The sequence below is a fragment of the Stenotrophomonas sp. PD6 genome, assembly GCF_049199305.1.
Classification (GTDB): domain Bacteria; phylum Pseudomonadota; class Gammaproteobacteria; order Xanthomonadales; family Xanthomonadaceae; genus Stenotrophomonas.
In genome coordinates, this window is sequence record NZ_JBLZQD010000003.1 from 323,464 (window position 1) to 348,443 (window position 24,980).

Annotated in this window: 26 protein-coding genes; 10 read left to right on the forward strand and 16 right to left on the reverse strand. The window is 67.5% G+C overall.

Features of this window, described 5'->3' with window-relative positions:
• Positions 1–9 precede the first annotated feature (9 nt).
• Together ACOZHM_RS07265 and ACOZHM_RS07270 are read left to right on the forward strand one after the other, a co-directional pair.
• Positions 10–1,806, forward strand: a complete 1,797-nt coding sequence (locus tag ACOZHM_RS07265; RefSeq protein WP_421568490.1) for a DUF4153 domain-containing protein — start codon at positions 10–12, stop codon at positions 1,804–1,806.
• On the forward strand, positions 1,803–2,345 hold the full coding sequence (locus ACOZHM_RS07270) for a DNA-3-methyladenine glycosylase I (protein ID WP_421568492.1): 543 nt from the start codon (positions 1,803–1,805) through the stop codon (positions 2,343–2,345). The genes ACOZHM_RS07265 and ACOZHM_RS07270 overlap by 4 nt, the downstream gene beginning before the upstream one ends.
• A 9-nt stretch (positions 2,346–2,354) precedes the next feature.
• On the opposite strand, the gene ACOZHM_RS07275 is transcribed toward ACOZHM_RS07270, so the two are convergent.
• The 6 genes from ACOZHM_RS07275 to ACOZHM_RS07300 form a co-directional block, all read right to left on the reverse strand.
• Positions 2,355–3,062: a YitT family protein gene (locus tag ACOZHM_RS07275; RefSeq protein WP_421568494.1), complete on the reverse strand. Its 708-nt coding sequence runs from the start codon at positions 3,060–3,062 to the stop codon at positions 2,355–2,357.
• Between the two features lie 94 nt (positions 3,063–3,156).
• Entirely contained in the window at positions 3,157–3,372 is a 216-nt protein-coding gene (locus tag ACOZHM_RS07280; RefSeq protein ID WP_421568496.1) for a DUF4287 domain-containing protein, read from the reverse strand.
• Between the two features lie 78 nt (positions 3,373–3,450).
• A complete protein-coding gene (locus ACOZHM_RS07285; protein ID WP_421568497.1) occupies positions 3,451–4,434 on the reverse strand; it encodes an aldo/keto reductase in 984 nt (327 codons plus the stop codon).
• 174 nt (positions 4,435–4,608) lie between these two features.
• On the reverse strand, positions 4,609–5,283 hold the full coding sequence (locus tag ACOZHM_RS07290; RefSeq protein WP_421568499.1) for an RDD family protein: 675 nt from the start codon (positions 5,281–5,283) through the stop codon (positions 4,609–4,611).
• Positions 5,284–5,398: 115 nt separating this feature from the next.
• The gene (locus tag ACOZHM_RS07295) at positions 5,399–6,541 is read right to left on the reverse strand and encodes a PilT/PilU family type 4a pilus ATPase (protein ID WP_421568500.1); all 1,143 of its coding nucleotides are present in this window, start codon (positions 6,539–6,541) and stop codon (positions 5,399–5,401) included.
• Between the two features lie 88 nt (positions 6,542–6,629).
• Positions 6,630–7,667, reverse strand: coding sequence for a type IV pilus twitching motility protein PilT (locus tag ACOZHM_RS07300; protein WP_070208322.1), 1,038 nt, complete (start codon positions 7,665–7,667; stop codon positions 6,630–6,632).
• A gap of 132 nt (positions 7,668–7,799) precedes the next feature.
• Here ACOZHM_RS07300 and ACOZHM_RS07305 point away from each other — a divergent pair, with 132 nt between their 5' ends.
• Complete coding sequence (locus tag ACOZHM_RS07305) at positions 7,800–8,471, forward strand: YggS family pyridoxal phosphate-dependent enzyme (RefSeq protein WP_421568502.1); 672 nt, start codon at positions 7,800–7,802, stop codon at positions 8,469–8,471.
• Positions 8,472–8,538: 67 nt separating this feature from the next.
• Positions 8,539–9,360, forward strand: coding sequence for a pyrroline-5-carboxylate reductase (proC, locus tag ACOZHM_RS07310; RefSeq protein WP_421568504.1), 822 nt, complete (start codon positions 8,539–8,541; stop codon positions 9,358–9,360).
• 76 nt (positions 9,361–9,436) lie between these two features.
• Here proC and ACOZHM_RS07315 read toward each other — a convergent pair whose 3' ends face one another.
• The gene (locus ACOZHM_RS07315; RefSeq protein ID WP_421568506.1) at positions 9,437–10,321 is read right to left on the reverse strand and encodes a LysR family transcriptional regulator; all 885 of its coding nucleotides are present in this window, start codon (positions 10,319–10,321) and stop codon (positions 9,437–9,439) included.
• Positions 10,322–10,424: 103 nt separating this feature from the next.
• Here ACOZHM_RS07315 and ACOZHM_RS07320 point away from each other — a divergent pair, with 103 nt between their 5' ends.
• Complete coding sequence (locus ACOZHM_RS07320; protein ID WP_421568507.1) at positions 10,425–11,027, forward strand: short chain dehydrogenase; 603 nt, start codon at positions 10,425–10,427, stop codon at positions 11,025–11,027.
• A 147-nt stretch (positions 11,028–11,174) separates the two neighbouring features.
• Here ACOZHM_RS07320 and soxR read toward each other — a convergent pair whose 3' ends face one another.
• On the reverse strand, positions 11,175–11,609 hold the full coding sequence (gene soxR, locus ACOZHM_RS07325; protein WP_421568508.1) for a redox-sensitive transcriptional activator SoxR: 435 nt from the start codon (positions 11,607–11,609) through the stop codon (positions 11,175–11,177).
• 89 nt (positions 11,610–11,698) lie between these two features.
• Between soxR and ACOZHM_RS07330 the strand changes: the two genes are divergently transcribed.
• Positions 11,699–13,072: an MFS transporter gene (locus tag ACOZHM_RS07330; RefSeq protein WP_421568510.1), complete on the forward strand. Its 1,374-nt coding sequence runs from the start codon at positions 11,699–11,701 to the stop codon at positions 13,070–13,072.
• Between the two features lie 144 nt (positions 13,073–13,216).
• On the opposite strand, the gene ACOZHM_RS07335 is transcribed toward ACOZHM_RS07330, so the two are convergent.
• The 3 genes from ACOZHM_RS07335 to ACOZHM_RS07345 all read right to left on the reverse strand — a co-directional run bounded on the left by ACOZHM_RS07335 (position 13,217) and on the right by ACOZHM_RS07345 (position 16,489).
• Complete coding sequence (locus tag ACOZHM_RS07335) at positions 13,217–15,148, reverse strand: esterase/lipase family protein (protein ID WP_421568511.1); 1,932 nt, start codon at positions 15,146–15,148, stop codon at positions 13,217–13,219.
• Complete coding sequence (locus ACOZHM_RS07340) at positions 15,145–16,122, reverse strand: DUF4105 domain-containing protein (protein ID WP_421568629.1); 978 nt, start codon at positions 16,120–16,122, stop codon at positions 15,145–15,147. Before ACOZHM_RS07340 ends, ACOZHM_RS07335 begins: the two co-directional genes overlap by 4 nt.
• A 148-nt stretch (positions 16,123–16,270) precedes the next feature.
• Entirely contained in the window at positions 16,271–16,489 is a 219-nt protein-coding gene (locus ACOZHM_RS07345) for a hypothetical protein (protein ID WP_421568513.1), read from the reverse strand.
• 175 nt (positions 16,490–16,664) lie between these two features.
• Here ACOZHM_RS07345 and ACOZHM_RS07350 point away from each other — a divergent pair, with 175 nt between their 5' ends.
• The 3 genes from ACOZHM_RS07350 to ACOZHM_RS07360 are packed head-to-tail and all read left to right on the forward strand — an operon-like array spanning position 16,665 to position 20,086.
• Positions 16,665–18,755, forward strand: a complete 2,091-nt coding sequence (locus ACOZHM_RS07350) for a TonB-dependent siderophore receptor (protein WP_421568515.1) — start codon at positions 16,665–16,667, stop codon at positions 18,753–18,755.
• Between the two features lie 15 nt (positions 18,756–18,770).
• Positions 18,771–19,907, forward strand: a complete 1,137-nt coding sequence (locus ACOZHM_RS07355) for a PepSY-associated TM helix domain-containing protein (protein ID WP_421568517.1) — start codon at positions 18,771–18,773, stop codon at positions 19,905–19,907.
• Positions 19,904–20,086 (forward strand): hypothetical protein, encoded by a 183-nt coding sequence (locus tag ACOZHM_RS07360; RefSeq protein ID WP_421568519.1) that lies wholly within the window; start codon positions 19,904–19,906, stop codon positions 20,084–20,086. The genes ACOZHM_RS07355 and ACOZHM_RS07360 overlap by 4 nt, the downstream gene beginning before the upstream one ends.
• On the opposite strand, the gene ACOZHM_RS07365 is transcribed toward ACOZHM_RS07360, so the two are convergent.
• The 5 genes from ACOZHM_RS07365 to ACOZHM_RS07385 form a co-directional block, all read right to left on the reverse strand.
• Entirely contained in the window at positions 20,087–20,968 is an 882-nt protein-coding gene (locus ACOZHM_RS07365; protein ID WP_421568521.1) for a LysR substrate-binding domain-containing protein, read from the reverse strand.
• A 48-nt stretch (positions 20,969–21,016) separates the two neighbouring features.
• On the reverse strand, positions 21,017–21,898 hold the full coding sequence (locus tag ACOZHM_RS07370; RefSeq protein WP_421568523.1) for an SDR family NAD(P)-dependent oxidoreductase: 882 nt from the start codon (positions 21,896–21,898) through the stop codon (positions 21,017–21,019).
• An 89-nt stretch (positions 21,899–21,987) separates the two neighbouring features.
• Entirely contained in the window at positions 21,988–22,368 is a 381-nt protein-coding gene (locus ACOZHM_RS07375; RefSeq protein WP_421568524.1) for a YbjQ family protein, read from the reverse strand.
• A 72-nt stretch (positions 22,369–22,440) separates the two neighbouring features.
• Positions 22,441–23,076: a DUF2306 domain-containing protein gene (locus ACOZHM_RS07380; protein ID WP_421568525.1), complete on the reverse strand. Its 636-nt coding sequence runs from the start codon at positions 23,074–23,076 to the stop codon at positions 22,441–22,443.
• 30 nt (positions 23,077–23,106) lie between these two features.
• Entirely contained in the window at positions 23,107–24,060 is a 954-nt protein-coding gene (locus ACOZHM_RS07385; RefSeq protein ID WP_421568527.1) for a LysR family transcriptional regulator, read from the reverse strand.
• A 125-nt stretch (positions 24,061–24,185) separates the two neighbouring features.
• On the opposite strand from ACOZHM_RS07385, the gene ACOZHM_RS07390 reads away from it, so the two are divergent.
• Complete coding sequence (locus ACOZHM_RS07390; RefSeq protein ID WP_421568529.1) at positions 24,186–24,932, forward strand: SDR family NAD(P)-dependent oxidoreductase; 747 nt, start codon at positions 24,186–24,188, stop codon at positions 24,930–24,932.
• Positions 24,933–24,980: the final 48 nt, after the last annotated feature.

Here is a 24,980-nt window from a genome sequence, read left to right on the forward strand (position 1 = left end):
ATGCGCATGATGAATCACCACCCGCCCCTCCCCCTGGCCTCGCGCAGCACCATCGTGCTGATCGCGCTGCTGCAGGGCCTGATGCTGTACACCGCGCAGGAAGCCGCCGACAGCTGGCCGTTCAACCACATCTGCGGGCGCTACTGCTGGTACAGCTGGGTGCTGACCATTCCCACTGCCGTGGCGCTGACGCTGGTGGAGCTGCGCGATCGCCGGCTGTGGCTGCACGCGGTAGTGGGCTCGGCCGTGGTCCTGGCATTGGCGACCTGGATCGGCTGGAACCTGGGCGGCGGTGCCACCGGGCTGAACGATGCGGTGCTGCTGTGGCCCTTCTCGATCAGCATGGCCGTCGCAGTGTTCGTCACCCTGCCGTGGTGGCAGTTCCGGCTGCAGCACGGCCATTGGCGCGCCAGCTACGACGCGTTGTTCGAACGCGCCTGGCAGAACGGGCTGACCCTGGCGCTGGCCGTGGCCTTCACCGGCCTGACCTGGCTGCTGCTGTGGCTGTGGTCGGCGCTGTTCCAACTGGTGGACGTGCGCTTCTTCCGTGATCTGTTCCGCGAAGATGCCTTCATCGCGCTGGCCACCGGCTCGCTGTTCGGCTTCGGCGTGCTGATCGGCCGCACCCAGCACCGGGCCATCCAGGTGACACGGCAGGTGCTGTTCGCCATCTGCCGTGGCCTGCTGCCGCTGCTGTCCTTCATTGCCGTGCTGTTCGTGCTCAGCCTGCCCTTCACCGGGCTGGACGCGCTGTGGCGCACGCGTTCAGCCACGGCCCTGTTGTTGACCGTCTCGCTGCTGCTGGTAGCCTTCGTCAACGCGGTGTACCAGCACGACAGCGAGCGGGCGCCCTATCCGCTCTGGCTGCGCCGCCTGGTGGATGCCAGCCTGCTGGCCTTGCCGTTGTACGCCGGGCTTGCGCTGTACGCACTCGGCCTGCGCATCGTGCAGTACGGCTGGACCCTGGAACGCTTCTGGGGCGTGCTGGTGGTGCTGCTGGTCTGCGGCTACGCGCTGGGGTATGCACAGGCGGTATTGCGTCGGCGCGGTCGTTGGCTGCAGCCGGTTGAAAGGGTCAACCGCTGGATGTGCTGGACGGTGCTGGGCGCAGCCTTGGTGGCCAATTCGCCCGTGCTGGATGGCGTGCGCATCAGCGTGGCCAGCCAGATGGAGCGACTGCAGGCGACGGCACCCGCCATCAGTACCAAGGACGTCCTGGCCCTGCGCTTCGAACTGGGGCGGCGCGGCGTGGAGGCACTGCGCGACCTGCAGCGCGACCCACGCGTCAGCAGCGATGCGCGTGCGACGAAGGTTGTGAGCGCGGTGCTGGCGCAGGAAGCGCGCTGGAGCGGCAACGACCTCGATGACATCGACGACGGCATCCGCGACCTCGGCGCTCTGCGTCGCCAGGTCAGCGTGCCCGGCAGCCTGCCGGCACCGGACGCAGACTGGTGGCAGGCGCTGCTGGACCGCAAGCTCCACACGGCGGAATGCCTTGAGCTGGGCGCGAAGTGCGTGGCCCTGCGTCGCGACCTGGACGAAGACGGCGTGGATGACATGCTGCTGTGCAGGGTACCCGAGCGCATGGCGCCGAGTTGCAGCCTGCATACCCGCGAAAATGGCCTCTGGCAGGATGCCGGAACGCTGACGTTCTACCGCAGCCGTGACGGGGATGACGCCCAGGCCAGCAGGGAGGCACTGCTCGCCGGCCATATCGAACTCTCCCGTTCGCGCTGGCCCCGCATCGCGCTTCCCGGTGGCAGCGCGCAGAATGTCGACGAACCCGCCCGCAAGGAGCAGCCATGAGCGGCTACTGCCTCATCGCCCCCGGCCATCCGGTCCATGGGCACTACCACGACCACGAATACGGTTTCCCGCAACGCGAGGAGCCGGAGCTGTTCGAGCGGCTGGTGCTGGAAATCAACCAGGCCGGACTCAGTTGGGAGACCATCCTGAAGAAGCGCGCGGGCTTCCGCGCCGCCTATGACCAGTTCGACGTGGACACCGTGGCCGCCTACGGCGAGCGGGATGTGGAACGCCTGCTCAATGACGCCGGCATCATCCGCAACCGGCTCAAGGTGCACGCGGCGATCCACAACGCGCAGGTCATCCAGCAGTTGCGGGCGAGCCATGGCAGCTTCGCGGGCTGGCTGGATGCGCACCACCCGCGCGACAAGGCCGAGTGGGTGAAGCTGTTCAAGAAGACCTTCCGCTTCACCGGCGGCGAGATCACCGGCGAATTCCTGATGAGCCTGGGCTATCTGCCGGGGGCGCATGCAACCGATTGCCCGGTCTACAAGCGCCTGGCGAAAATCAAACCGCCGTGGACGGTAACACGGCGCTGAAGGCGGGCCTCACACCCCCATGTAACGCCCCGGCCGGTGATTAAACATCAGCACCAGGCTGAGCACCACCGCGCCGATGGCCGAATACATCACCTTGTCCGGCGAGAGCACGAAGAACGCCACGCCCATCAGCAGGGTGTCGAACGACATCTGCACCTTGCCGGCACTCCAGCCGCGGGTCCGCTGCAGGTACACCGCCAGAATGCCGATGCCACCCAGACTGGCGCGGTGGCGGATGTAGAACAGGATGCCCAGCCCCGCCAGCGCGCCACCGACCAGCGCCGAGTACAGCGAGCTCATGTGCGCGAAGTCGGCCCAGCGCGGCAGCAGATCCGTGAGCAGCCCGCAGGCGGTCACGGCGGCAAAGGTCTTCAGGGTGAATTCCCAGCCCATGCGCCGCACCGCCACCCAGTAGAACGGCAGGTTGACCAGCACGAACACCAGGCCGAAGTTCCAGCCAAACGCGTAATGCGCCAGGAAGGCGAGCCCGGCCATGCCGCCGATCATCAGCCCGCCCTTGGCGAAGATCGCCAGGCCCAGCGAGGCCACCAGGGTGGCCAGGATCATGCCCTGCACGTCTTCGGCAACCGAGTGGCGCAGCGCTTTTTCGTCGGCCACGGTGCCGGCGCTGTCCGGTGGAGGGGTCAGCGGACCGGCGGTGACCAGATGGCCGTCGGCGTCGTCGCACGGCGCGGGGCCATGGGATTCAAGGGACATGGGGGGTGGGGCCAGACACGTGGGGAGCGGTATTAGACACGATCGGCGTGACAGTTGCAGGTGAAATTGATTCATCCTGCAACGATTGCCGTGTTCAGCCCGCCCGGTCCTTCATGTGGTGTGCCACCAGCGCGTTGGCGTGCCCATGCCCCAGACCGTGCTGTTGCTTGAGGAAGCTCACCAGCGCCATGTGGGTGAGACCGCCCTGGGTGGCCAATAGAGCCAACCAATGACCTACAGGCTGCCCATAGGTCTTCTCGATTGAGGGGAAGTACGACGCAGGGCCTTTGACGGGAGTGGTGTCGCTCATGACCTGTTCCTCTGGGTGGGTTCAGTCATTACGACGTTGGGGCGGGCACCGAATCGACATCCGTGCCCGCCCTCCGCCTCAGCGGGTGACCTGCTTCTGCCGCTCGGCGTTGTAGCGGTCGCCCACGATGGCGATGCCGTCCAGCGCCGCCGCGATCTGCTGCAGGTCGGCATCGCCCAGCACCAGGTCCACCGCGCCCAGGTTTTCCTCCAGGCGATGCAGCTTGGTGGTACCGGGAATCGGCACGATCCACGGCTTGCGCGAGAGCAGCCAGGCCAGTGCGACCTGGGCCGGGGTCGCCTGGCGGGCGCTGGCGATCGTGCCGATGGCCTCCACCAATGCCTGATTGGCGCGGCGTGCCTCCACCGCGAAGCGCGGCAGGGTGCTGCGGAAGTCAGTGGCGGCAAACTCGGTGTCGGCAGTAATCGCGCCGGTCAGGAAGCCGCGGCCCAGCGGGCTGAATGGCACGAAGCCGATGCCCAGCTCCTCCAGTACCGGCAGCACGCTCTGCTCCGGCTCGCGCCACCACAGGGAGTATTCGCTCTGCAGGGCCGCCACCGGCTGCACCGCATGGGCGCGGCGGATACTGTCTTCGCCGGCTTCGGACAGGCCGAAATGCTTGACCTTGCCCTCGGCGATCAGCTCCTTGACGGTACCGGCCACCTCTTCGATCGGCACGTTCGGGTCCACCCGGTGCTGATAGAACAGGTCGATGCGGTCGGTCTTCAGCCGCCGCAGGCTGGCCTCGCACACGGCACGGATATTCTCGGGGCGGCTGTCCAGGCCGGTATCCGTCTTGCCGCCCTTGAAGCCGAACTTGGTGGCAATGACCAGCTGATCGCGGTACGGCGCCAAGGCCTGCCCCAGCAGTTCCTCGTTGCGGAACGGGCCGTAGACCTCGGCGGTGTCGAAGAAGGTCACCCCGCGCTCCACCGCCGCGTGCAGCAGGGCGATGCCATCGCTCACATCAGGGGCGGTGCCGTAGGCGTGGCTCAGGCCCATGCAGCCCAGCCCAAGCGCGGAAACGCGCAGGCCGCTGTTGCCAAGGATTCGTGTCTGCATGTGGTGCTCCTTCCGGCGGGAGCCGGGTCATGGATGGGGCGGCACCGGGCGACTGCCCGATGCGACCCCGCCACGATACGCCCGCCGTTGGCGCCGATTGCATAGCGCCGCGCGCTGTGGGTAATGAACAAAATTCATCAATCCCATCGAATCAATGCAGTTACCCCTGCCCGATCAGGGCCTCGCCCAGCGCGTGTCGTCGGACCCGGGCACTGACGGCGACGGCGGCAGCGGGGGCGGCACCGGTACCGGCGCGCTGGCCTGCGACCACACCGGCTCGGCGACCCGCGCCGTTCCCGTCTTGCGGATGCGGCCGATATCCGCGCGGCGCAGCACGTAGGTGCCGGCCAGCATGTCGCCCAGGCGCTGGCGGTTCGATGAGCACAGCGCAATCAGGCCCGCCGGAATCGCGCCCAACAGGAACGGATTCACCTCGATCAGGCGCAGCAGGGTACGCACGATCGCCTGCCACCAGTTGGGCCGCTCACCGCGGATGTTCACCACCCGGGTTGCGGTCGCCAGCTTCCCCAGCGAGCCACCGAACCGGGTTTCCATCACCGGGAAGTACGCCGCGATCAACGCCAACGATACCCAGATGACGATCTCGCCGACGGACTTGTCCAGCGCCACCGCGGGTATGAACAAGACTGCCAGCAGTAGAACGGAATCAATGATCGTGGCCAGCCACCTGGCGGCGATGATCGAGGAGGTATAGCCGGCCGCAATCGTGGCCGCGCTGGAGACGGTGTCATCGCTGCCGAACGCAATGCCCGACATGTCCACCGGCATCGACGGCCCCGGCGACGTAGCAGAACGCGCAGGCGCGCGGTAAGGATCATGCAGTTCCATGTGCATTCTCTTCAGTTGCAGTGCTACCGGCGCGGTGCCGGCCCCTTGAAGCACCACCTACAACAAGGGCGCGCCGGCATTGCACCGTACGCGCCCCTTTTCCGTCCCCGCGCCCTCAGCGGACTTCGGAGATCTCCACCCCATCCAGGCCCTGCGACAGCGTGCGGGCGTCGCCGCCCTGCGACAGCTTGATGCGCAGGCGCACTTCGTTCTGCGAGTCGGCGTAGCGCAGCGCGTCTTCGTAGCTGATCTCGCCGGCCTGGTACAGCTCGAACAGGCTCTGGTCGAAGGTGCGCATGCCCAGCTGCACCGACTCCTTCATCACCTCCTTCAGCTTGTGGATCTCGCCGTCGCGGATGTAGTCCTGCACCAGCGGCGTGCCCAGCATGATCTCCATCGCCACCTTGCGCGACTTGCCGTCCGGCGAGGGCACCAGCTGCTGTGCCACCACGCCCTTCAGGTTCAGCGACAGATCCATCAGCAACTGGTTGCGGCGGTCTTCCGGGAAGAAGTTGATGATGCGGTCCATCGCCTGGTTGGCATTGTTGGCGTGCAGGGTACACAGCACCAGATGGCCGGTTTCGGCGAACGCGATGGCGTGGTCCATGCCTTCGCGGGTACGCACTTCGCCGATCATGATCACGTCCGGCGCCTGGCGCAGGGTGTTCTTCAGCGCGGCGTCCCAGCTGTCGGTGTCGATGCCGACCTCACGCTGGGTGATGATGCAGCCTTCGTGCTTGTGCACGAATTCGATCGGGTCTTCGATGGTGATGATGTGGCCGGTCGAATTGAGGTTGCGGTACCCGATCATCGCGGCCAGCGAGGTCGACTTGCCGGTACCGGTCGCGCCCACGAACAGGATGATGCCGCGCTTGGTCATCGCCAGCGTCTTGATGATCGGCGGCAGGCTGAGCTCTTCCACGGTGGGAATGCGCGTTTCGATCCGGCGCAGCACCATGCCCACCTGGTTGCGCTGGTAGAAGCAGCTCACGCGGAACCGGCCCACGCCGGACAGGCCGATGGCGAAGTTGCACTCGTGGGTCTTTTCGAATTCCTCGCGCTGGGCCGGCGTCATCACGTTCAGCACCATGTCGCGGCTCTGCTGCGGCGTCAGCGGGGTCTGGGTGATCGGCGAGATCTTGCCGTTGACCTTGATCGCCGGCGGCATGCCCGCGGTGATGAACAGGTCCGAGGCCTTCTGGTGCGCCATCAGCTTGAGGAACGAGGTGAAGTCGATGGTGGTGCTGGTGGTGTTCATTGCGGTGTGCTCCGGAGACCTTTGCCGAGGGCCGGGCGGAGCCCGGCACTACCGAATCTGTCGCGCCGGGCAGCGCCCGGCGCTACCGTTATTCGAAGATACGCTTGTCCTTGGCGTATTCCTTGGCCTGGTTGCGCGTGATCAGGCTGCGCTTGACCAGGTCCTGCAGGTGCTGGTCCAGGGTCATCATGCCCATCTGCTGGCCGGTCTGGATCGCCGAATACATCTGCGCCACCTTGTCCTCGCGGATCAGGTTGCGGATGGCCGGGGTGCCCACCATGATTTCCCACGCAGCGGTACGCCCGCCGCCGACCTTCTTCAATAGCGCCTGCGAGATGACCGCACGCAGCGATTCGGACAGCATCGAGCGCACCATCGGCTTTTCACCGGCGGGGAACACGTCGATGATGCGGTCGATGGTCTTGGCCGCCGAGCTGGTATGCAGGGTGCCGAACACCAGGTGGCCGGTTTCCGCGGCAGTCAGCGCCAGGCGGATGGTTTCCAGGTCGCGAAGTTCGCCCACCAGGATGATGTCCGGATCTTCACGCAGCGCCGAGCGCAGGGCTTCGTTGAAGCCGTGCGTGTCGCGGTGCACTTCGCGCTGGTTGATCAGGCACTTCTGCGAGGTGTGCACGAATTCGATCGGATCCTCGACGGTGAGGATGTGGCCGTATTCGTTCTTGTTGATGTGGTCGATCATCGCCGCCAGCGTGGTCGACTTGCCCGAACCGGTCGGGCCGGTCACCAGGATCAGGCCCTGCGGCTGGTCGATCAGCTCGCGGAAGATCGGCGGCACCGCCAGGTCTTCCAGGGTCAGCACCTCGGACGGAATGGTACGGAACACCGCACCGGCGCCGCGGTTCTGGTTGAACGCGTTGACGCGGAAGCGCGCCAGGCTCGGAATCTCGAACGAGAAGTCGACCTCGAGGAATTCCTCGTAATCGCGGCGCTGCTTGTCCGACATGATGTCGTAGACAAGCGCGTGCACCTGCTTGTGGTCCAAGGCCGGAATATTGATGCGACGGACATCGCCGTCCACGCGGATCATCGGCGGCAGGCCTGCCGACAGATGAAGGTCCGACGCTTTGTTCTTCACGGAAAACGCCAACAGCTCGGCGATATCCATACGCTGCTACTCCCCATAGACTGCTGCGACTGGAAGGATCTTTCCCCGAGCGGCAGTATAGCCTCCCTGATCCACCTGAAAATCCTCTTTCCAAAGCTGCCCTTTGTACGGCTGCCCCTTGAGTACCCACCCGTGACTGCCCTGCCCCTGCCTGCCCTGCTGCTGAACCTGCACAACGCGGCCACCGCCGCCGGGCGGCCAGACCCCCGCCTGCTGGCGGTATCCAAGACCCAACCGGCCGAGGCGGTGGCGGCGCTGGCGGCGCAGGGCCAGCGCGCGTTCGGCGAGAACTACGTGCAGGAGGCGGTCGCCAAGATCGACGCGTTGGCGGCACTGGGGCTGGAATGGCACCTGATCGGCCACCTGCAGTCCAACAAGGCCGAGCTGGCCGCGCAGCGCTTCGACTGGGTGCAGAGCGTGGACCGCCCCAAGCTGGTGGCCGCGCTGGCTGCGCACCGGCCGGCCAGCCTGGCGCCACTGAATGTGCTGGTGCAGGTCAATATCGACGATGAAGACAGCAAGCACGGCTGCCTGCCGGACGCGGTGCCGGCGCTGGCTGCCGCCATCGCCGCCGAACCCCGGCTGTGCCTGCGCGGGCTGATGGCGATCCCCGCCCCGTGGCCGCAGGTGGAGCGCCGCGCGCAGGCCTTCGAACGCATGCAGGCCTTGTTCCTGGCGCTCGCCGCCGAGCACCCGCAGGTCGACACCTTGTCCATGGGCATGAGCAGCGACTACGCCGAGGCTGTTGCCCATGGCGCGACGATGGTCCGCGTCGGCACCGCCCTGTTCGGCGCACGCGCATGACCACCTGTTCCACGCCCCATCCGTAGAGCGGGGCTCTGCCCCGCTGACTCACGACCGAGGAAATCGAATGACCGCTGCATCCATCACCTTCATCGGCGGCGGCAACATGGCCCGCAGCCTCATCGCCGGTCTGGTCCGCCAGGGCACCGCCCCCACCCAGATCCATGTGGCCGAGCCGGTCGCCGACCTGCGCGCGCAGCTCACCGCGGACTTCGGGGTGAAGACCTATGCCAGCGCGAGCGAGGCCGCCGCGCAGGGCGACGTGTGGGTGCTGGCGGTGAAGCCGCAGGTGCTGCGCGACGTGTGCGCGGCGCTGGCCGACATCGCGCAGGCCAAGCGCCCGCTGGTGGTGTCCATCGCCGCAGGCATTACCAGCCCGCAACTGGAGCGCTGGCTGGGCGGCAACGCGGCAGTGGTGCGTGCGATGCCCAACACCCCGGCGCTGCTGGGCGCGGGCGTCACCGGCCTGTTCGCGACGGCGGGCGTCAGCGATGCACAGCGCGCGCAGGCCGACCAGGTGCTGTCCAGCGCCGGGCGCACCGTGTGGATCGACGACGAGGGGCGCATGGACGCGGTGACCGCGGTCTCCGGCAGCGGCCCGGCCTACGTGTTCCTGCTGGCCGAAGCGATGGAAGCGGCCGGCATCGCCCAGGGGCTCCCGGCCGATGCGGCGCGCACGCTGGTGGTACAGACCCTGCTCGGCGCCAGCCGCATGCTGGACGAATCCGGCGAGGCGCCGGCCGAACTGCGCCGCCGCGTGACCTCGCCGAACGGCACTACGCAGGCGGCGATCGAGAGTTTCCAAGGGGAGGATTTCGAGGCGATCGTCGCGCGTGCGATCGACGCGGCGACCCGGCGTGGGCAGGCGTTGTCGGCGGCGAACGATTGATCGAACGGTGTGGGTTGGTCGCACAGCCACGCATGGCGTGGCTCTACGGGACGCGTCGCCCTGCGTGGCTGTCTTATCAACCGGGCGCCAGCGCGTCCAACAAAAACGCGACAAAACTGGCCAGCTTGGGCCGTGGACGCCGATCCGCCAGATACACCAGGTGCAACGGCCGCGGCTCGGGAAGGTAATCGCCCAGCACGGGCTGCAGCCGCCCGGCGGCGATATCGTCCGCCAATAGAACGGCCGGCTGCAGGATCAGCCCCGCCCCAGCCAGCGCCGCCCGCCGCAACCCGTCGCCGTCATTGCACAGCAGCCGCGAATGCGCCGACCAGTCCTGGTCCGGATGCCCGCGCAGCCGCCAGCCGTGACCCCCGCGCCAGGCCAGGTGGGTAAGGCAATCATGCGCGTGCAGGTCCGACGGATGCAGTGGAATGCCGCGGCGCCGCAGGTATGAAGGCGCACCACATATCTGCATGGCATACGGCGGCAACGGCCGCGCCACCCACTCGGCCGAGCCCAGCTGGCCCATCCGCACCACCGCGTCGAACTGCTCCTCGATCAGATCCACGCGCCGGTTGCTCAGGTCCAGTTCCACGCTCACCTGCGGGAAGGCAGCCAGGTAATCGGCCACCAGCGGCGCCAGCACGCAGCTGCCCCAGGTGACCGGGGCGCTGATCCGCAGCACGCCCTGCGGCTGCGCCTGCAGGCCTTCCACGCTGGCCTCGGCCTGCTGCACCTGCTCAAGCACGCTGCGGCAGCCGGCCAGATAGTTGCGCCCGGCGTCAGTCAGGCTCTGCCGGCGGGTATTGCGCTGCAGGAGCCGCACGCCCAGGTGCGCTTCCAGTTGCTGCAGGTACTTGCCCACCATCACCGGTGACACGCCCAACTGCTGGGCGGCAGCGCTCAGGCTGCCCCGGTCGACCACGGCCACGAAGGCCTGCATGCAGCGCAGCGTATCCATTCATAACTCAGGGTTTGCAATCTGCAAAGCATACCCCGGTTACCAAACCTGCGTGGGCGGCGCAGACTGGCGACATTCCCCCCCCCTTTCTGGAGTGAGCGGCATGAAGATCCTTCTCGTAGGCGCCAGCGGAACGCTTGGCCAGGCGGTCGCAGCAACGCTGGGTGCCCACCACCAGATTGTCCGCGCCGGTCGCCACGGCGGCGATGTGCAGGTGGACCTGACCGACGATGCCAGCGTGCGTGCGCTGTTCGAGCAGGTTGGCACGGTGGACGCGGTGGTCGCCACGACCGGCCGCCTGCACTTCGGGCCGCTGGCCGACATGCAGCCGGCGCAGTTCAACCTGGGCCTGCAGGACAAACTGCTGGGGCAGGTCCGTTTGGCGCTGGCCGCGCAGCACCACCTCAGCGTGGGGGGCTCGATCACGCTGACCAGCGGCATCGTCAGCGCGCAGCCGATCCGCGATGGCGCCAATGCGACGGCCGTCAACGCCGCACTGGAAGGCTTCGTGCGCGCCGCCGCGTGCGACCTGCTGCCGCGCGGGCTGCGCATCAACGTGGTGAGCCCAAACGTGCTGGTTGAATCGATGGACGATTACGGCGCGTATTTTCCGGGGTTCGAGCCGGTGAGCGCGCATCGGGCGTCGTTGGCGTATCAGCGCAGCGTGGAGGGGGTGCAGAGCGGGCAGGTCATTGCCGTGTGGTGATGCGGTAACGCGGGGACACGCATGGCGTGTCTCTACGCCGTGGCGTAACCCGGCACCGCGCTCAGCCACGCAGGGCGTGGCTCTACGCCGTGATGCGATGAATCATCGCGCGGTAGAGCCACGCCATGCGTGGCTGAGCGCGGTGCGTCACCCCCAACGTTGCGGCCCATCGCCCTGCTCGCCCAGCGCGTCGCCCGGGTTGGCCAGCCGGCAGCGCTTCAACGACAGGCAGCCGCAGCCGATGCAGTCGGTCAGCTGGTCGCGCAGCAGCAACAGCTGCTCGATGCGCTGGTCCAGTTCGGCGCGCCACAGCGCCGACATCTTCGCCCACTCGGCGCGTGTGGGTGTCTTGTCCTGCGGCAGCGCCGCGAAGGCTTGCGCGACCGCCTCCAGCGGCATGCCCACGCGCTGGGCCACGCGGATCACCGCCAACCGGCGCAGCACCTCGCGGTTGAAGCGGCGCTGGTTGCCCGCCGTGCGCAGGCTGCGGATCAAGCCCTTGCGCTCGTAGAAATGCAACGCCGACACCGCCACCCCGCTGCGGCGCGACACCTCGCCTACACTCAGCTCCTGCGCGATCACGCTTGACCTCAACCATGGTTAAGGTCGCATCGTGCGGGACCGCGCCGCGCACTGCAAGCGACGCGCATCCTTCGTTGCCTGGAATCCGCATGTCTTCCGATGTTGCCGCCCCCGCCGTGCCCACCGTCGCGCCCGATGCACCACCGTCGATCCTGTCCCCGGCGTACCGCGCCACCACGATCGGCATGGTGGCGCTGGTGTCACTGCACGCGTTCGAAGCGCTGGCCGTGGCCGCCGCGATGCCCACCGTCGCCCATGACCTCAACGGCCTGCGGCTGTACGCGCTCGCGTTCGGCGGCACCCTTGCCACCAGCGTCATCGGCATGACCCTGGCCGGGCGCTGGAGCGACCAGCAGGGGCCGGCGCGGCCACTGTGGCTGGGGCTGGTCTGCTTCATCGCCGGGCTGCTGCTGGCGGGGTTGGCCCAGCACATGTCCGTGCTGGTGCTCGGCCGCCTGCTGCAGGGCCTCGGCGCCGGCGCGATTTCGGTGGCGCTGTATGTGCTGGTGGGTCGCACCTACCCCGAGCCGATGCGTCCGCGCGTTTTCGCCGCGTTTTCCGCCGGCTGGGTGGTGCCCTCGCTGGTCGGCCCGGCGATCAGCGGGCTGATCGTGCAGCACGTCGGTTGGCGATGGGTCTTCTTGGCGGTGCCGCTGCTGGCGATCCCCGCGGCCTTGCTGTTGCGTCCCGCCCTGCGCGACGTCCGCGCGTTGGACACCACACCAGCACCGGCGACGCACGTAGTGCGCTGGGCCGTGGGCGCCTCGCTCGGCGCCCTGCTGTTGTACGTCGGCGGCCAGCAGGTCGGCTGGCACGCCGCGGCGCTGCTGGTGCCCGCGCTCGCACTGCTGGCCGTGTGCAGCTGGCGGCTGCTGCCGCCCGGCACGCTGCGCCTTCGCCGCGGGCTGCCCAGCGTAATTGCCCTGCGCGGCATCGCCGCCTCGGCGTTCTTCGGCTGCGAGGCGTTCCTGCCGCTGCTGCTGCAGCGCGAACGCGGGCTCAGTCCCCTGCTGGCGGGCGTGGCGTTGAGCATGGGTGCGCTGGGCTGGTTCAGCGGCTCCTGGTTCCAAGGCCACCAGCGCCACGGCTGGTCGCGGCGGCAACTGCTGCATGTGGGCGCGCTGCTGATGTGCGGCGGCATCATCGCCACCTCGCTGACGCTCCAGCCGGGCGTGCCGCTGTGGCTTGCGCTGGCCGGCTGGACGTTGACCGGGCTGGGCATGGGGCTGATCTACCCCAGCCTCTCGTTGCTGACGCTGTCGTTGTCGCCGCCTGCCCAGCAGGGCGCGAACACCTCGGCGCTGCAGCTCAGTGAAGCCTTGGGCGTGGCCACCACGCTGGCGGTGTCCGGTTCGTTGTTCGCGCTGCTGCTCAGCACCGATGTGACGCTGGGCTATCTGCTGATCTTCGCGATCATGCTGCTGTTGGCCGCCGCAAGCGTTGTGGTGGCACGGCGGGTTTGACGGCGCGATGCTGTTCCGGCCCCTCGCAGCCACCCATGGGGTGGCTCTACGGAGGGTCGGCGTATGGATACGCCGCGTGTTTCGGATGCGCCGCCTGCAGAGCCACCCCATGGGTGGCTGCGAGGGGCCGATTCTGCTCGGTGATCAAGGCGTGACTTCCTCCAGATCCTCCCTGAGGATCCGCCGAATCTCCAGCACCGCCTGCGGGGTTTCCTGCACGCTGTGCCCGGAGATGATCACCTTCTCCGATACCGCCCCCGGCAGGTGCGCGCTCCAATACGGCACCAGCCCGTCGTCGGACTGCTCCAGCGGCACGCCCGGTTTGCGCTGGGCGATGATGGAGTGGTACTTCAGCCCCGGCATGATCGGCAGTGCGCTGGAGGCCTTCACGAACGGATCGCTGGCCTTGAGGTTGTCGATGCTGTTGGGAATCTGCAGCTTGGTCGCCTGCGCCGACTGCACTTCGGACTGCTGCAGGGTCTGGAACACATCCTCGAACTTGCCGAGGAGGGTGATCGGCAGGCGCACCAGGCGGCCGATGAAGCGCCCCACCCGGTTGCCCGCGATGTCGGTGCCCTTGTGCGGGGCGGCGATGAAGATCGCACGCTCCACGTTCGGCTCCGCATCGAAATGCAGCAGCGGCCCCAACTTGGCTTCCACCCGCTTCAGGCGTTCGCCCTTGAGGTCATAGTTGGCCAGCAGTTGGTCCCACAGCGTGTCGCCGGAACTGGTCACCAACAGGCGCGCCAGTACCCCGCCCATGCTGTGGCCGATGAACACCATGTCCTTCGATGCCGGCGACGTGCCCTTCGGATCGAAATGCTTCAGCGTGTTGTCGAACGCCTGGTCGATCTCGTAGCGGTTCAGCGCAATCGGCGCGTTGGTCGGGTAATAGACCTGCCAGACCTGGAAGTGCCGACGCAGCTCCGGGTCGCCCAGGATCTCGTTGGCCACGTTCACCCACGCCTCCGGGCTGCTGCCCAGGCCGTGCAGCATGAAGATGATGCGACGGTTCGGGTCCCACGGCTGCATCAGGTACATGTGCGGCTCGGCAATGCCCTGGCTCAGCCCGAACAACGTGCGCAGCGACTGCGTGGCAAAGCCCGACTGCGCCAGCCACATGCCGTAGGCCGCCGTGAAGTTGCCCGCCAACGGCACTTTCTCGCCATGCAGGTCCACGCGTTCGGTGGACTCGGGCGAATACACATCGAACAACACCTGGGTGGTGTCCAACACCTGCTGCAGGGTGTCGCCCTTGAAGCGCAGCAGCGCGGTGGCATTGATCGCCGACATCTCGCTGTACTGCGGGATCACCGCCTTCTCGCCGTCCACCGGCGCGATCAGTTTCGGTGGGTCCATCACCACCACCAGCTCGGCGCCGAAGCCATCGCGCCGGTAGGTGCTGCGCAGGCCGGCGAAACTCACCGAGGAGGCCGAGACCATGGTGCTGGGGATGCTGGTCAGGCGCAGCGCGTCGAAGTCCGAGGTCAGCGTCCAGCGCTCGCCGGCCACCGCCGCGTTGTAGTCCTCGCCTTCCAGCGCGCTTTCGCGGCTGCGCTTGAACACCACCGTGGCGGTCTGTTCGGCCGCGTAGTTGTAGTAGTCGCGCACCTGGGTCTGGCGGTCCTCGAAGGCCCGCTCCGACGGCGTGCGCCCGCTGAAGAACAGGTAGGCATACGCATACCGCGCCGCCTCCAGCCAGGCGTCCAGCGCTGCGTCGGACATCGGCGTCTTGTCGCGGTCCTTCGGCTTGGGCGTCAGCGCCAGCGCGTTCTTCACCCACAGCTCGGACAGCGTCGAGAGGCGCTGCTCCTCGGGCAGGTCGCGGGTCTCCTTCAGGGTCTTCTCGCAGGCGGCAATATCCTTCTCGCACAGCGCCACATCCAGCCCGATCACGCTCAGCGTCTCCTGCGAGGCCATGCTGAACTTTCCGGAGGTGAGCACGTCACCGCGCTTGCTGGCCAGGTAGTCGGTGGGCTTGACCTGCTTCATGGTGACCATCGCGCAGCCGCTCGAGAGCAGCAGCGACAGCAGCACGGCCAGCAGGGGCATCCCACGGCGCAGGAACCGGCTCATGGCTGCACCTCGGCATCCACGCCGGGCACGCCTTGGCGGATAAGTTGTGAGAAGCGCGGGTCGTCGCCGGCCGCGCGCGCACGGTCGGTGATGCGCCCGCGCGCCTTGAGCGTGGCGAAGTCCACGCCCGGCGTGAGCACGCCGAGGTCGCGCGCGTATTCGGCGAAATAGCCCGATGCCAGCAGCCGGTAATCCAACGGCAGGCCCGGCGCGATCTGCTTGGCCAGTTCGTAAACGATGGTGGTGCAGTTGCTGGTGAGCGTGTTGTAGAACGCCGGCGCGGCGTCCAGTTTGCGCGCCTCCCCCAGGTAGGACACGAACAGGCCCTTGAGCTGCTCGCCGGTCATGCCCTGCAACCGGTAGATATAGACGTCCTCGCCGCGCACGTTGCTGCGCACCCGCACGATGTCGGTTTCCTCGGCCGCCACCAGGGTCATCTCGAACTTGCGAAAGAACCCGCCCAGTGCCGAGAACGATTCGCCGCGCTCCTTGCGGATCTCCAGCGAGAACACCAGCTGGCGCCCGTCGGCGAAACCGAACGACACCAGCGTGTGGGCGATCGTCGGCCCCATCCAGTACGACAGGATCAGGTCGGCCGAACGCAGCTGGTCCAAGTCGTATCCGCGGCGCTGCCAGCGCGCGTCGTGGTCGTCATCGGTGCGCCAGGTGAAGTTGCGCACGTTGTCGAGCACCACGTGCTGGCCATCGAAGCTCACCACCTTCAGCCGCTGGGCCACGTCGTCGGCCCAGACCCGGTCCTGGCGCGGCGTCAGCAGCAGCCACCACACACCGGTGGCCACCAGTGCGAGCAGGAACACCGCGCCCGGCCAACGACCGACGCGCGCGCGACCGACCGCCACCGCCGTGGTCAACGCGAAACCCGCCCAGACGGCCATGAGCACGCCTCGCACCCAACCCGGCCCCGGTAGCTGATAGGCGAGCATGCCCGCCACCCACAGCGCCGCCACCAGCATCACGCCTGCCAGCGCCCATCGTCCTGCTGTCTTCACGCATCGTTCCGTCGGTTGGTTGGGGCGCTAGTTAGCCACAACCGCGCGTGTGCAGCATGTCTGCCTGTTCAGGTTGGGTTGCGACGCTGGGAAACCCTTCAACCTCGCCTGTTCAGCGGCGCCCGCCGGAGACCTTCTGCCAGGGCGCCATGCCCTTGCGGCCGTGCAGCAGCGGGCGCTTCAGCGGCGCGCGGCGCGGCATCGGGATGCCCACACCGGGGGCCGCGCTGTCGTCGCGGCGCAGGTCTTCCGCACGCTCACCCACCAGCAATGCCGCCACTTCTTCCAGCCCGTTGCGCATGGCTCTGGCGGCTGTCTGCAGGGTATTCATGGGGCGTCTCCGGATCTGGCGTGGGGACGGTCTACGTTATGGCCCGGCACGCGTAGGGGCCGTGCAGGGGATGTGGCAGCAGGATGAAAGCATCACCCGGTCGCAGCTGAGATTCATTTGCGTTCGCATCCTCAGCTTCGGATAATCGCGGCCTTCGCTCCTGGGGATTCCCGTCATGGCTGCCTTGTCTCGCCGTTCCTGCCTGTTGCTGCTGGCCCCCACCCTGCTGGCCTCGGCCGTGGCCCATGCCCAGGACGCCGGCAGCGCCCGCACCCTGGACGCGGTGACCGTGGTGGCCGACCGCGCCAGCACCGCGACCAAGACCGATACCCCGCTCACCCAGACGCCGCAGGCGATCAGCGTGGTGACCAACAGCCTGTTCACCGACCGCGGTGCGCAGAACCTGCAGGAGACCCTTCGCTACAGCGCCGGCGTCACCGCCGATGCCTACGGCCTGGATACCCGCAGCGACGGCAGCAGCGTGCGCGGGCTGGACCCGGTGCAGTACCTGGACGGCCTGCGCCGCAGCTATGGCTTCAACCCGATGGCGCGTACCGAGGTGTACGGCCTGGAGCGCGTGGAAGTGCTGCGCGGCCCGTCGTCGGTGCTGTACGGTGCCGGCGCCACCGGCGGCATCATCAATGCCATGACCAAACGCCCCACCTTCACCGACGTGGGTGGTGAGGTAGGCGTGCAGCTGGGCACCTTCGACCGCAAGCAGTTCCAGGGCGATGTGGGTGGCGCGCTGAACGACGCCGGCACCCTGGCCGGCCGCGTGGTCGGCCTGGTCCGCGATTCGGGCATGCAGACCGACTACATCAGCGACGACCGCGTGTATCTGGCGCCGTCGATCAGCTGGCGCGGCGAGCGCAGCACGCTCACCCTGCTGACCAGCTACCAGCACGACAAGACCGCTTCCAGCCAGCAGTTCCTGCCGGTGGCGGCCACCCTGCGCGCGCCGCCCGGAACGCCGCGCCTGGACCCGTCGACCTTCCTCGGCGACCGCGACTTCGACAAACTCGATTCCACGGTCTACAGCGTCACCGCGTTGTTCGACCACCGCTTCAACGACACCATCAGCCTGCGTTCGGCCGTGCGCTACCTTGATGGCAGCACGGAATTCCGCGAGCTGTATCCCGACACCTACAGCAACCCGACCGACCCGTTCATCGACGCCGACCGCCGCGTGCTCAACCGCAATGCCTACGGCGTGCGCCCGGACGTGCGTTCGCTGACCAGCGACAACGCGGTGCAGTTCGACTTCGCCACCGGTGCATTCCAGCACCTGCTGCTGGCCGGCGTGGATTACAGCGATTACCGCGAGAAGTCCTACAACCTGGATGCCACGCCGACGCCGATCGACATCTACACCCCAGTCTCCACCGGCGTGACCATCAATGGCTGGGACCGCCTGCCCGACCAGCAGACCACCCAGCTGGGCGTGTACCTGCAGGACCAGATCCGCTGGGCCGACCGTGTGTCGCTGGTGCTGGGTGCGCGCCGCGACCATGCGCGCAGCAAGACCGAGGGCCTGCCCAGCCAGACCGACAATGCCACCACCTGGCGCGCGGGTCTGATCGGTGACGTGGGCGGCGGCGTGTCGCCGTACATCAGCTACAGCGAGTCGTTCCTGCCCGTCACCGGCCAGGACCTGTACGGCCGCGCGTTCAAGCCGATGCAGGGCGACCAGTGGGAGGGCGGCGTGAAGTGGCAGCCGGCCTCGAACATGCTGGTCACCCTGGCGGCCTACCGAATCACCGAAACCAACCGCCAGACCAACGATCCGGACAACGTGCTCAACGTCATCCAGACCGGCGAAATCCAGTCCAAGGGCGTGGAGCTGGAGGGCCAGTTCCAGTTCGCGCACGATTTCACCCTGACCGCCGCGTATTCGCGCAACAAGGCCGAAGTGACCAAAAGCAACTTCGCCATGGAAGTGAACCAGCGCCTCAACGACACCCCGCAGGAACTGGCCTCGCTGTGGCTGGGCAAGGGCTTCCAGCTCGACGCCGACGCGCGCCTGCGCCTGGGCCTGGGGGGCCGCTACGTGGGCAACACCCAGTCGCTGGGCTACGGTGGTTTCATCCGCACGCCGAGCTACACGCTGGTGGACGCCTTGTTTGAAGTGCAGGTCGTGGACTGGACGATGGCGCTCAACATCACCAACCTCAGCGACAAGAAGTACTTCGCCCCCTGCCGCAACTTCGGCGACTGCTTCACCGGCAACCCGCGCACCGTGACCGGCACGATTTCGTACCGGTTCTGATCGCCAGAGAATTCAATGCAACGCACCACCATCAAAGCCTGGTTCCTGGTTCACAAGTGGACCAGCCTGATCTGCACCCTGTTCCTGCTTCTGCTGTGCCTTACCGGCCTGCCGCTGATCTTCGCCGAGGAAATCGACCACCTCTCCGAACCGCATGTGGAGCATCCCCAGGACAACGCACCGCACCGCAACCTGGACGACCAGGTACGCACCGCATTGGCGCAGTACCCGGGCAACGTGCCGCTGTTCGTCGGCTGGGATTGGGAAGGCCACACGGTCTACGTGAACACCGGGGCGCGCGTCGACACCCCGCCGCCACAGATGAAGACGGCACTGCTGCACGCCAGCAGCGGCGAGGTAGTGCCCGCCCCGCAGTTCAATGAAGGGGTGATGTACTTCCTGCTTCGCCTGCACACCGACCTGTTCCTCGGCCTGCCCGGCCTGCTGTTCATGGGCGCGATGGGGCTGCTGTTCGCGGTGGCGATCATCTCGGGCCTGGTGCTGTATGGCCCGTTCATGCGCCGCCAGCGCTTCGGCACGCTGCGGACCGGCCGCAGCCGTCGGCTGGCCTGGCTGGACCTGCACAACGTGATCGGCGTGGTCACGCTGGGCTGGGCGCTGGTGGTGGGCATCACCGGCGTGATCAACACCGTGGCCAAGCCGCTGGAAACCGCATGGCAGAGCGAGCAGCTCGGCGAGTTCGCCGCCCGCTACGCCGGCCAACCGCGCCCCACCACGCTGGCCTCGCTGCAGGCGGCCGTGGACACTGCGCGCGCCGCCGAACCGGACATGCGCCCGGCCTTCGTCAGCTTCCCCGGCACCGGCTACAGCGGCGACCACCACTTCGGGGTGTTCATGCAGGGCAATACGCCCATCACCGAGCGCATGTACCGCCCGGTGCTGATCGACGCGGTCACCGGCGAACTCACGGCCCAGCCGCAGCTGCCCACCTACATGACCGTGCTGCTGCTCAGCCAGCCGCTGCATTTCGGCAACTACGGCAACCTGCCGCTCAAGATCCTGTGGGCAGTGCTGGACCTGCTGACCATCCTGGTCCTCATCAGCGGCCTGTACCTGTGGTTCAAGCGCGGCAGCACCGAGGCGCGGGTTACCGAAATCGAACGTGCCGGTGCGAACGGGGGTGCCGCATGAACAAGCCTTCCGCCGCTACGGGCAGCCCGTTCACCGCGCCGGCATGGATCGCCGCGGCCAGCGTGCTGGGCCTGGTCAGCGCACTGATCGGCGACGGGGTGTTCGACATGGTGTCGTGGGCGGTGTTCGCCGCCCTGATTGGCTTGGTCGTCAGGGCGTGGCTGAAGCGGACGCGGTGATCAGCCGGCTACCGCCTGCTCGAGGAAGGCGGCCACCGCAGGCGGCACGACGCCGCCGCGCACACAGAGCTGAAGATCGAACGCCGCCTCCACGCCCTCCAGAGGTCGATAGACGATTTCCCCGCTGCGGAATCCGCGCATGCTGGCCGGCACGATCGACACGCCCGCCTCCACCGCCACCAGCGACAGCACCGCGTGCATGCCATGCGCTTCCTGCACCACGCGAGGGGTAAAGCCAGCGGCGGCACAGAGCCGCACCACCTGCGCGTGGAAGCCCCTCCCCTCGCGCGCCGGCCACAATACGAAGGATGCGTCGGCGAGTGCGGCCACAGTGATATCGCTCGACTGCGCCAACGGGTGCGCAAGCGGCAATGCGATCGCAAGGCGGTCGCCGTCGAAGTCTTTCATTTGCATGCCTTCGGCCTCGTACACCGGCGGAATCACCACCGCAACGTCCAGGCGTTGCTCCCGCAGCATCTGGATCTGGCGCGCGGAAGTGGCTTCGATCAGCTCCAGGCGCACGTCCTGGCTGGCCTGCCGGAAGGCACGGATCACGCCGGGCAGCCGTCCGTACAGCGCGCTGCCTACATAGCCCAGTCGTACGGTACCGGTGCGACCGGCGGCGGCATCACGGGTGGACACCAGCGCATGGTCAGCCTGCTGCAGCAGCAACCGTGCTTCGGCAAGCAGTACCGTACCGGCCGCCGTGAGCCCCAGCGTGCGGTTGCCGCGCTCGATCAGCGCACTGCCGATCTCGTCTTCCAGCCTGCGGATCGCTGCGGTCAACGGTGGCTGCGACATGTGCAACCTGGCGGCGGCGCGATGGAAGTGCAGCTCCTCGGCAACGGCGACGAACTGGCGGAGAAGACGAAGATCGACCATGTGGGTGCTTGCGCGGATGAGCGGAACCACCGCCAGTATGACCTGCCGCTAACGGCGCGGCTCCACCGTGGGTTGCGCGATGCGTGACCACTGCGTGGCGATGTCCTCGATGCTGTCGGCCGCGGTGGCACGCAGGTCACGCGGATAGGCCACGTCCTCGGCTTCCACGCTGCGCATGGCGTGGAACTGGCCATTGCTTGCCCGCAGGATCCAGCCGCCTTCGCTGCACGCCGACGACGCGAGGAATGCCACGCCGGGCGCGACCGCATCGGGATGCAGTTCCTCCGGCTCGCCTTCCACGCCCCACATGCGGGTCTTTGCCACCGGCGAGATCGCATTGACCATGATGCCGTGTGGCGCGCCCTCAGCCGCCAGCACGTTGACGATGCCCACCGCCGCCATCTTCGCCGCGGCATAGGCAGCCAGCCCCTTCTGCACATACTCGGGGTACAGCGCGCGGTCGGAGGTGGTGAGCACGATGCGCCCATGGTGGCGCGACTGCATCGCCGACCACGCCGCCTCGGCCAGCCACAGCGGGGCCTTGGCGGCGATGGTCATCATGCGGTCGAACCGGTCTTCTTCCACCACATCGATCTGCTGGTACTCCACCCAACCGGCGTTGTGGATGATGAAATCGAGACGACCGTGCTGGGCCAGGATGCCGTTGACCAGCGTGCGGCAACCGTCGCGCTGGTCGATTGCCGTGTGCGCGGCGTGCACGTCCAACCCGGTGCCGCGCAGCAGAGCCACCTTCGCATCGATCCGGCGCGGGTCCTGGCCGTTTCCATCCAGCCCGGCCCCGACATCCTGCATGACCACCCGCGCGCCACGCTTCGCCAGCAGCCGGCTGTAGGCCAGGCCCAGGCCACCGGCCGCGCCGGTAACCAGCCCGACCTGCCCTTCGAATGAGATATCGCCGTGCGTCTGCATCCGGACAGCATCAGGGCGGACGCGCCTACAATGCCAATACCGCCTGCAGGGGGCTGCGATACGCCGTAGGTATCACGACCCCGCCAGCATCAACGCATCGGCTCCACCACCACCGCCGTGCCGTAGCACAGCACCTCGGTGAGGCCGGTCATGATATCGGTGGCGTCGTAGCGCATGCCGATGATCGCGTTGGCGCCCAGCATCCGCGCGTGCTTGGCCATGTCGCGGTAGGTTTCCTCGCGGGCCTGCTCGCACAGTTCGGTGTAGATGGTGATGTTGCCGCCGAACAGGGTCTGGATGCCGCCGAGGAAGTTGCCCACGATGGAACGCGAACGCACGGTGATGCCGCGCACCACGCCCAGGTTGCGTGCGACCCGGAAGCCTGGCAGCTCGAAGGCAGTGGTCACCATGGAATCGTCAAGACGAAGTGCGGTCGGTGGGCGTGCTGCGCTGTTGTACGGGTCTGCCATGCTTACCTCGGTGTGTATGGGAGCCCGATCGCGCGTGCTATTCCGCGCCACACGAAGCATCTTCCCCGATGCTCAGCGGATCCGCGCCCCCAGGCGGGTTCCGAATAATTGCACACATCCCAGCGGAATCAACCAGCTCGACCAGAGCAGTCCGGAAATCAGCGCAGCGCTTGGCGACACTCCCGATGCGATGGCCAAAGGCAGCATCAGCCGGAACACCACGGGAGCCAGCGTGACCGCATAGCTGCGGATCATCCAGGCCCTGTGCCGCTGCACCTGGCCCCGGTGAATCGAGCGCATCGCCCACCAGGCGGTCGTCAACCACGCCAACGCCGTGGAGGCGAAGCCAAGCCGGATCGACAGCGGCGCCGGGGTGGTGGCGATCAGCCCGGCGGCCGCAGCGCTCGCCACCAGCACCCCGCCGAAGTAGACGTATCCCAGCCGGCGATGCAGTGCCGGGCGCCGATACCACCACCGGGCCAGAAACTGCGCGGGACCCAGCGCGATCGCGACGCCCCCCCCCGCCAGATGCAGCCACAGCCAGCCATGGCGATCCACGAAGCGCTCATAGGCAGGCCCCGCCATCAGGTGGTATTTCCCGTATACGGCGAGCAGGAACTCGGTTGATATCAGCAGTACGACCAGCCAGAGAATGACCGCCGGCAAGGAACGCATCGCGTTCCCCCAGCGCGAAGACAGTGCATCCATGGCATGGCCTCCTTCCGGTCGGGCGAGCGGTCAGTATGAAGCGGCCGGAGGCACCCGTGGCGACGGCCCCTCTGCGCCGCCATCCGCCAGCAGGCCCGGCATCCGCTCGGCCAGCCACTCGATGAACACCCGGAGCCGGTGGGTGACGTGCCGGTTGTTGGGGTACACCACATGGAACGGATAGGGTGCCGGCCGCCACGGCTGCAGTACCTCCACCAGCGCACCGCTGCGCAGCGCGGGGCCGGCAGCGTAGCTGAAGGTCTGCACCAGTCCCATACCCGCAAGCGCAGCGGCCAGATGCGCATTGCTTTCATTGATGCCCAGGCGGTGCTCGGGCTTGATCTCCAGCAGCCCCTCTGCGCTGCGGAAGCGGAACGGTACGGCGCGCCCACTGGAGGACAGCAGATAGCTCACGAGCCGGTGCCCGTTATGGAGTTCCTGCGGATACGCCGGCAGGCCATATGCCTTCAGATACGCCGGGCTGGCGCAGGTGATCAGGACGGCATCGCCAAGATGGCGCGCCACCAGCGACGAGTCGTCCAGCGGCCCGCCGCGGATCACACAGTCCACGTTTTCGCCAATCAGGTTCACCGCCCGATCAGAGACGCCCAGTTCGATGCGGATGTCCGGGTACCGCTGCATGAAGTCCGGCAATGCCGGCACCAGCACGTCGCGCGCGGTCGAGCCGCCCACGTCCACCCGCAGCAGTCCGCGCGGCGTACCCCGCGCCGCACTGAACGACGCGTCGATGTCTTCCAGGTCGCGCAGGACGCGCCCTGCCCTCTCGTAGTACGCCTGCCCTTCGGCCGTGACCGACACCCTGCGGGTGGTCCGCTGCAGCAGCCGAACACCCAGGTGCGCCTCCAGCTCGCGCACCAGCTTGCTCAGGGTGGCGTTGGGCATGTCCAGCGAGTCGGCGGCGCGGGTGAAGCTGCCGGCCTCGACGACGCGGGCAAAGGCGCGGATGGCGATGAGCTGGTTCATGGGCCCGATTATGCACACCGGTGAATAGTGATTGTATTTTTTCGATATTTATCCACAAATGCCATGGGCCTATCGTTCTCCCATCGGCAGCGGGAATCCTCCCCTGCCCCACGCAGGAGAGCACCATGACTACCTTCAACGGCAAGATCGCCCTCATCACCGGCGGCACCTCGGGCATTGGCCTGGCCAGCGCCCAGCACCTCGCGTCGCTGGGCGCCACGGTCTTCATCACCGGCCGGCGCCAGGCCGAACTGGACGCGGCGGTGGCGTCCATCGGACCGGGCGCGACCGGCATCCGTGCCGACGCCTCGCGCCCCTCCGAGCTGGACGCGGTCTACGCACAGATCGCCCGTCAGGCCGGCAAGCTGGACATCCTGCTGGCCAACGCCGGCGGCGGGGATATGCTGCCGCTGGGGGCGATTACCGAAGAGCACTTCGACCGCATCTTCGCCACCAACGTGCGCGGCGTGCTCTTCACCGTACAGAAGGCGCTGCCGCTGCTGGTGGATGGCGCGTCGGTCATCCTTACCGGCTCGACGGTCTCGATCCAGGGCACGGCCAACTTCAGCGTGTACAGCGCGAGCAAGGCGGCGGTGCGCAATTTTGCGCGCTCATGGGCACTGGATCTGAAGGAGCGGGGCATCCGCGTCAACGTGGTCAGCCCCGGCCCGATCCGCACCCCCGGCCTGGGCGACCTGGTGCCGGACGACGCCCGACAGGGTCTGTTCGACCACCTTGCAGCGCAGGTACCGCTCGGACGGCTGGGCGAACCGCAGGAAGTGGCCCGCGCAGTCGCCTTCCTGGCATCGGACCAGGCCAGCTTCATCAACGGTATCGAGCTGTTCGTCGATGGCGGTATGGCGCAGGTGTGATCCACCGGGGGCGGTGGAGAATCTGTGGCGGGGGAGGACGCGAAAAAA